Here is a 6,969-nt window from a genome sequence, read left to right as displayed (position 1 = left end):
GATCGACCGAAGGCAAATGCGACTTGTCGCCGAAGTCCATCGACGTCTGCTTTTCGCGCGGCTTGGCGGTGGTGACCGGCGTCATTTGCCGTTCGGAAATGACCGGACCCGGTCGGACATCGGGGGTCGCCACCGCACGCGGCATCGACAATTTGCGCGGCGATTCGGGCACGAATCGCTCGGGTTCGATCTCTGCTGCGCCGCGCCGGTCGGTCAGTCGCTTCGGCTCGCGTGGCGCGCGGGCCGGTCGTTCGGCCATGTCGATGGTGAAGCTATAGGCCCATAGCGCCAGCCCGCAGAGGCCGACAATCGCGGCCGCACCGCGCGTCGTCCACAGCACCGCCTCGCTATTCCCGATCAGCGCAATCGCGGCGCGGAGCAGGTCCGACACGGCAAGGCCGAGGATCCCGCCCCACCCGGCCGGCAACCACCCCACCGCCGCGCCGGACACCAGCGCGAATGCGGAGCCGAGCAACGCGATGCCGCCCGCTGCGGTGAGCAATATCCGCCGCCAACGCCCAACGGGCACGTCGCGCCACAGTCGCAAAGCAATCAGCAGGAGCGTCGGTAGCAACAGCGCGATTCCCGGACCCAGCAACCAGAAGGCTCCGTCGGCGACCAAAGCCCCGCCGCGCCCCAACCAGTTGCGCGCCGGGCCGGCCGAAGCCGTATTGAGCGACGGATCGCTGGCATGATAGCTCGCCAGCGCAATCACGATCACCACCACCAACGTCACCAGCGCGATCGCAGCGATCAACGCGCCGCTGCGCACCGCGCCGGCCCGGACGGTTTCACGCCACAACGGTGGCTGCGCGCGGCTCGCCATGCTTTCCAAATCCCAAATGTTCGCTGTCTGTCCCCAGGAATCATCGCGCGCGCGCGGGCTTGCGTCAAGGCTGGAGCGGTGGGGCGAAGCCGTTGGCACGCCCCCGCCGAAGCGCTACAGCGGGCTATGAACCAAGCAGACGTCATCATTCTCGGCGGCGGGCTCGTCGGCAGCGCGCTCGCCGTGGCGCTCGATCGGCACGGGCTCAGCGCCATCATCATCGACATCGCCGATCCGGAGGTGATCCTTGCCGCCGGCTTTGACGGCCGCGCTTCGGCGATTGCCGGTGCGCCGTGGCGGATGCTCGGTGCGATCGGTGTGGCCGATCGTCTTGCTGCTTTTGCCTGCCCGATCCAGGGGATTCGCGTCAGCGATGGGCTGGAGCCCGGTGCGCTCGATTTCGAGCCGGATGCGGGCGAGGATGCGCTTGGGCATATGGTCGAGAATCGACGGCTGCGCGCGGCGTTGTTCGAAGCGGCATCGGCCGCGCCCAGGGTGGACGTACGGATGAAGACTCGGGCAGTCGCGGTCGATCGCGGCGAACACGGCGTTACCGTCACGCTCGATTCGGGCGCGGTCATCACCGCGCCGCTGCTGATCGCGGCAGAAGGTCGCAATTCACCGACGCGCGAGGCGGCGGGCCTGCGTGTCGCGCGCTGGACGTATGACAATGCTGCGATCGTCACGTCGCTGCACCATGAACACCCCCATGAGAACATCGCCTTCGAGATCTTCTATCCCGATGGTCCGTTCGCAATCCTGCCACTCAACGATGACGATCAGGGCCACCGCTCGTGCATCGTCTGGTCGGTGACGCGTGATCAGGCCCCGGGGATGATGAAGCTGTCCGACCGCGGTTGGCTGGCCGAGGCGGACAAGCGGATCGGTGGCTTTCTCGGCACGCTCGGACCGCTCGGCAACCGGATGAGCTATCCGCTCGGCTTTCACCATGCTGCCAAGATCGTGTCGAACCGGCTGGCGCTGGTTGGCGATGCCGCGCACGGCATCCACCCGATCGCGGGCCAGGGTGTCAATGTCGGTTTCCGCGACGTGGCGACCCTGGTCGAAGTGCTGGTCGAGGGCAAGCGCACCGGGCTCGACCTCGGCGATCCGCAGTTGCTCGCACGCTATGATCGTTGGCGCAGCCTCGACACCTTCATGGTGGCGGCGGCAACCGATGGGCTCACGCGGCTGTTCGGCGTGCCGGGCAAGACCGCCAACGCGGTGCGGCGTTTCGGCTTGTCGGCCGTGCAGCACATGCCCCCGCTAAAGCGCCGCTTCATCGCCGAAGCGCGCGGCGAGAGCGGCGACGTACCCAAGCTGCTGCAGGGAATGACGGTTTAGCCGCGAGCGGCGGCGCAGGTCGCTGCGTTGATTGGGGTCGCGCGTCCACCGGTAGCCCGCAGAGCCGTGGTCAGTTGCGCACATTTTCCCCGGCGGCAGGCGGCGCACTGGCTGTCGCTGCGATACGCGCGTCCTCGTTGCCAATCCGTCGCTGCGTAGCGACATGTTCCACCGCTGCCGCCTTTTTCGGGTCGAACAGCGTGGCGAAGAACATCCCGATCATCATCGCCGCGCCGCCGAGGCGGCCCTTGCGCTTGGCCTTGCTCATTGCGCTTGCCTCTATTGCAGCGTCACCGAATCCTCGCCGTCATGCCGCCCGAAGAACTGCATGAGCTGGATGATCAGTTCGGCGCGGTTCTCGATACCGCCGGCTTCCAGCAACGCCTGCTTTGCCGCGACGTCGAACGGGGCGATCTGCGCGATCCCGTTGACCAGCGATTCGTCGTCGAGCCGCGCTACCGCGTCCCAATCGACCGCATAGCCCTGCGCATCGGCAAAGGTGCGCGATTCGCTTTCCAGCGCGGAGCGGCGCGACAGCGAAAGCATTTCGGGGCTGGCAGGGCCAGCGATCAGTTCGGCCTCGACCTGGCGGAAAGCCGTGGCCACATCCAGCTCGCGCACGATCCGGAACAGCGACAGCCCTTCGAGGATGAGGTTGTAGCGTCCGTCCTCGCTTGCCTCGAACTCGGCGATCTTGCCGACGCAGCCAATGTCGAACAGCGCGGGCCGTTCGACGCGATTGGCGGCGTTCGCGGGGAGGGTGGGTCGCGGCTGCACCATGCCGATTCGCCGGTCGCGCGCCATGGCGTCGGAAATCATCGCGCGATAGCGCGGCTCGAAGATGTGCAACGGCAAATGCATCCTCGGGAAGAGCAATGCCCCTGCCAGCGGGAAGATCGAGAGCCGCGTCGTCGTCACCCGAACAGGATTGCCGACAGCTTGCGCCGCTGCGCCGACACCCACGGATCTTCGAGTCCGACCACCTCGAACAGCTTGAGCAACTGCGTCCGCGCGGCACCCTCGTTCCAGCTGCGGTCATCGGCGATCATCGCCAGCAGCGTGGCCGCAGCCCCGTCGCGGTCACCCGCTGCCATCTGGCCACCGGCCAGGGCAAAACGCTTGTCGAAATCCTGCGGATTGGCAGCGACTTCGGCGGCAAGCCCAGCCAGATCATCGACCGGCTTGGCCTCGCGGGCCAGCGCCAGCGCACTGCGCGCGCGCTCAATCTCGGGCAGCTTGGCTATCTCTTCGGGCAACGCCGCGATCGCCGCTTCGGCGGCATCGGTCTGCTTGTCGGCAACCAGCGCGCGCACCATTCCCGAAAGAACGGCCGGATGCTCGGGGGCCATTTCGGCGAGCTGTGTGAATACGCTGACGGCACGCGCGGCATCGCCCTCGACCAATACCTGCTCGCCCATCGCGATCAGCGGTTCGAGTTCGGCTTCCAGGCTTGCCTCGGTGCTTTCGATCGGCAGCTGCTTCAAGATCTGGTCGAGCATGGTGCGCAACTGCGTCTCGCTGCGCGCGGGTGTCAGGTCCGCGACCAATTGCCCCTGGAACATGGCATAGACGGTCGGGATCGACTTGATCTGGAATTGCGCGGCGATGAACTGATTCTTGTCGGTGTCGATCTTGGCCAGCACCACACCCTTGTCGGCATAAGCGGCAGCAACCTTTTCGAGCAGCGGCGTCAGCGCCTTGCACGGCCCGCACCATTCTGCCCAGAAATCGATGATCACCAATTTGGTCATCGACGGTTCGACGACGTCGCGGCGGAAGCTTTCCACGGCTTCGCGTTCGGCGCTGCTCATACCCAGGGTAGCCAAGTGTCGCTCCAATCCAGTGTGCCCGGCCTTATGTGGTTGCTCAGGCCGCGAAGCCAACCCTTTTCGCATGATTGGGGCAGGGAATGCACTTTGCTGCGATAAGGGGGTTGCCGAGTCCGCATGTCGCTGTTAGAGCCCGCCGCCTTACCCGCCCAGTCAGCGACTGATTGGGCCGTAACGCCAGAGCGGGCGTAGCTCAGGGGTAGAGCACAACCTTGCCAAGGTTGGGGTCGAGGGTTCGAATCCCTTCGCCCGCTCCAGTTTTCCGAATCGGCAGTTCACAGCGTGAATTGCTCCGGCACCAAAACCTGAAATCCCCTTGGAGTCGCACCGATCGCGGGCCTTCTCCTATGTCCCGACGGGGGCTGACGCGAATTTGAAGTCTGGCGGTGTGCGGCGTTCGATCTTCCGATCGACCCAGCCGGGCCCAAGGTTGAGCTACCTGCTTTTTGCCTGCCGCCATTTTTGACGCTCCCGGAAGCGACATCCGTTGATACGGTCCGATGCGCGGCCTTCCGCCGAACGCGCAGCAATGCTCTAAGCGTGCTATGAGGATTGCCCGTATACACCTGCCGCTGATTTTGATCGCTGCGCTCGCCGCCGCGCCGCTTGGCGCACAATCCACCTTCGACCACGTCGATCCGATGATCGGGACGGGTGGTGAAGGGCATACCTTCCCCGGGGCTGCGGCACCGTTTGGCATGGTGCAGCTGAGCCCCGATACCGATACCGGCCATGTCATCCGCGACAGCTATAAATGGGCGGCGGGATATCGCTATTCCGACCCGACCATCGAAGGCTTTTCAGCGACCCATTTCTCGGGCGCAGGGCATTCCGATCTCGGCGATTTCCTGGTGATGCCGACGTCGGGCGATGCTGTCCCGCTCGAGCCCGGCGACGTGGCCAAGCCGGGGTCGGGCTATCGATCGCGTTTCAATCATGCAAGCGAGGTGGCCACCCCGGGCTATTACGCCGTGACCCTGACCGATCCAGCCGTGCGAGCCGAGATGACTGCGGGCACGCGGATCGGGGTGCATCGGTACACCTTCGCCCCGGGCAAGGCCGCGCATCTGGTGCTGGATCTGCGGTCATCGCTCTACAATTATCCGGGCAAGGTCTTGTGGGCCTCGCTTCGGCTGATGCCGGACGGCACGCTGGTCGGCGCGCGGGAGACGCGCGGATGGGCACCGGACCGCAAACTGTATTTAGCGATGCGCTTCTCAACCCCGCTCGCCGGGCACGCCTTCATTAGCACCGAGAAGGACGTCGCTTACCGCGGATTCCAGGGCCCGGGGCGAGGAACCGACGCCGTCGCGGAACGATCGGGCCGCGCGCTCGTCGCGCGGCTCGATTTCGGCGCACTCACGTGTCCACTCGAGGTGAAGATCGCGATTTCATCGGTCGATGAGGCGGGCGCGGTTGCCAATCTCGCCAGCGAACCCGGCGATTTTGATGCCGTGCACGCCCGCACGACCGCAGCCTGGCGCGCAGCGCTCGACGTCCTCGAGATCGCAGCACCCGTCGCGATGCAGAAGAGCGTTGCCACGGCGTTGTATCACAGCCTGCTAGCCCCTTCGGTGGCTGGAGATGCCGACGGCCGGTATCGCGGGCCCGACAACCAAGTGCATCGCGCAACCGGTTATACTTTCCGCTCGACCTTCTCGCTATGGGATACGTTTCGCGCCGAACACCCCCTGCTGACATTGGTGCAACCGGCCAGCACCACGAACGACGTGGTGCGCTCGCTCGTTGCGAGCCGCGAGAACAGCCCCGATGGCATCCTGCCGGTATGGCAGTTCCAGGGACGCGAGACCTGGACCATGATCGGCTATCATGCCGCTCCGGTTATCGCGGATGCCTATCTGAAAGGGATTCGCGGGTTCGATGCAAACGCCGCGCTCGCCGCGATGGTGGCGAGTGCGACCTATGCCCCCTACGGCGGTCTCGGCGACTATATGAAGCTTGGCTACGTACCGATCGACCGCGAGCCAGAAGCCGCCTCGAAGACCGTCGAATATGCCTATGACGATTGGACCATCGCCCGCATGGCACGCGCGATGGGGCGCAGCGACGTCGCCGCGACCTTCGAGAAGCGCGCGCACAACTGGCGCAACAGCTTCGATGGAAGAACCGGTTTCGTTCGCGCGCGCAAGGCGGACGGCAGCTTCCGCACCCCGTTCGACCCGACCGCCATCAATTACGGATCGGATTATACCGAAGGCAACGCCTGGCAATATAGCTGGTTCGTACCGCAGGACCAGGCGGCGTTGACGACCGCGCTCGGCGGCGATGCCGCGACGATTGCCAAGCTCGATGCGATGTTCGATTACGACACTTCGAAGCTGGATTACAGCCACGCCGAGGATATCGCCGGGCTGATCGGCCAGTACATCCACGGCAATGAGCCGAGCCATCACGTCGCCTATCTTTACAGCTATGCTGGCGCGCCGTGGCGTACCCAGGCGCGGCTGAAACAGATCGTCGAGAGCCAATATCATCCGACCCCCGACGGTCTGTCCGGCAATGATGACCTCGGGCAAATGTCGGCATGGCTGGTCTTCACGGCGCTGGGCTTCTACCCGGTGACGCCAGGCAGCCTCGAATATGTGATTGGTCGGCCGTTCGTCGATCGGGCGACTTTAACGCTGCCTAACGGTAAGCGCCTCACCATCGTGGCGGACGGGCTCGACGACAGCCATCCGTTTGTGCGATCCGTCAGCTTGAACGGTGTCCCCATAACCCGCGCCTATCTGCGTCACGACCAGATCATGGCGGGCGGAGAGTTGCGGTTCACTATGCAATCGAAGCCAAACACGGCGTGGGCGGCTCGACCTGCAGATCGACCGTATTCGAGCAGTCAGACGCGATGAGGTCGAAGGCACGCGGAGGTGCCTGGGCGCTTCACCGTAACGCTGTCCGTTCAGGTTCGATATTTGCGGTTTTCGGCGGTCCTGGTGGCACGGGCATGGCCCG

6 protein-coding genes and 1 tRNA gene are annotated in these 6,969 nt (G+C 65.0%); 3 read left to right on the top strand and 4 right to left on the bottom strand.

All coding sequences use genetic code 11. The features are described from left to right. Positions 1 to 826: DNA translocase FtsK 4TM domain-containing protein (locus EJC47_RS14415; protein WP_185867679.1), on the bottom strand; the 826-nt coding region annotated here is incomplete at its 3' end. Positions 827 to 952: 126 nt separating this feature from the next. On the opposite strand from EJC47_RS14415, the gene EJC47_RS14410 reads away from it, so the two are divergent. Continuing rightward, on the top strand, positions 953 to 2,170 hold the full coding sequence (locus tag EJC47_RS14410) for a UbiH/UbiF/VisC/COQ6 family ubiquinone biosynthesis hydroxylase (protein ID WP_126848649.1): 1,218 nt from the start codon (positions 953 to 955) through the stop codon (positions 2,168 to 2,170). Between the two features lie 70 nt (positions 2,171 to 2,240). Here the strand turns inward: EJC47_RS14410 and EJC47_RS14405 are convergent, their stop codons facing one another. From EJC47_RS14405 to EJC47_RS14395, 3 genes are read right to left on the bottom strand one after another with little or no spacing between them, the layout of a single operon-like run. Continuing rightward, positions 2,241 to 2,438, bottom strand: a complete 198-nt coding sequence (locus EJC47_RS14405; RefSeq protein ID WP_033967521.1) for a hypothetical protein — start codon at positions 2,436 to 2,438, stop codon at positions 2,241 to 2,243. A gap of 11 nt (positions 2,439 to 2,449) precedes the next feature. After that, positions 2,450 to 3,088, bottom strand: coding sequence for an LON peptidase substrate-binding domain-containing protein (locus EJC47_RS14400; protein ID WP_033967523.1), 639 nt, complete (start codon positions 3,086 to 3,088; stop codon positions 2,450 to 2,452). Beyond that, entirely contained in the window at positions 3,085 to 3,981 is an 897-nt protein-coding gene (locus EJC47_RS14395; protein WP_033967525.1) for a tetratricopeptide repeat protein, read from the bottom strand. The genes EJC47_RS14400 and EJC47_RS14395 overlap by 4 nt, the downstream gene beginning before the upstream one ends. Positions 3,982 to 4,181: 200 nt before the next feature. Between EJC47_RS14395 and EJC47_RS14390 the strand changes: the two genes are divergently transcribed. Next, positions 4,182 to 4,256 (top strand) — tRNA-Gly (locus EJC47_RS14390). 288 nt (positions 4,257 to 4,544) lie between these two features. Next, positions 4,545 to 6,866 (top strand): GH92 family glycosyl hydrolase, encoded by a 2,322-nt coding sequence (locus tag EJC47_RS14385; protein ID WP_126848648.1) that lies wholly within the window; start codon positions 4,545 to 4,547, stop codon positions 6,864 to 6,866. Positions 6,867 to 6,969: the final 103 nt, after the last annotated feature.

Source organism: Sphingomonas sp. TF3 (assembly GCF_003985085.1).
Taxonomy (GTDB): domain Bacteria; phylum Pseudomonadota; class Alphaproteobacteria; order Sphingomonadales; family Sphingomonadaceae; genus Sphingomonas.
Note: the sequence above shows the minus strand (reverse complement) of the source record. Positions and strands in the feature narration are given on the sequence as shown.

Coding starts and splice junctions, on each gene's coding strand:
- EJC47_RS14410 (WP_126848649.1), top strand. CDS start 953: ATGAACCAAGCAGACGTCATCATTCTCGGCGGCGGGCTCGTCGGCAGC.
- EJC47_RS14385 (WP_126848648.1), top strand. CDS start 4,545: ATGAGGATTGCCCGTATACACCTGCCGCTGATTTTGATCGCTGCGCTC.
- EJC47_RS14405 (WP_033967521.1), bottom strand. CDS start 2,438: ATGAGCAAGGCCAAGCGCAAGGGCCGCCTCGGCGGCGCGGCGATGATG.
- EJC47_RS14395 (WP_033967525.1), bottom strand. CDS start 3,981: ATGAGCAGCGCCGAACGCGAAGCCGTGGAAAGCTTCCGCCGCGACGTC.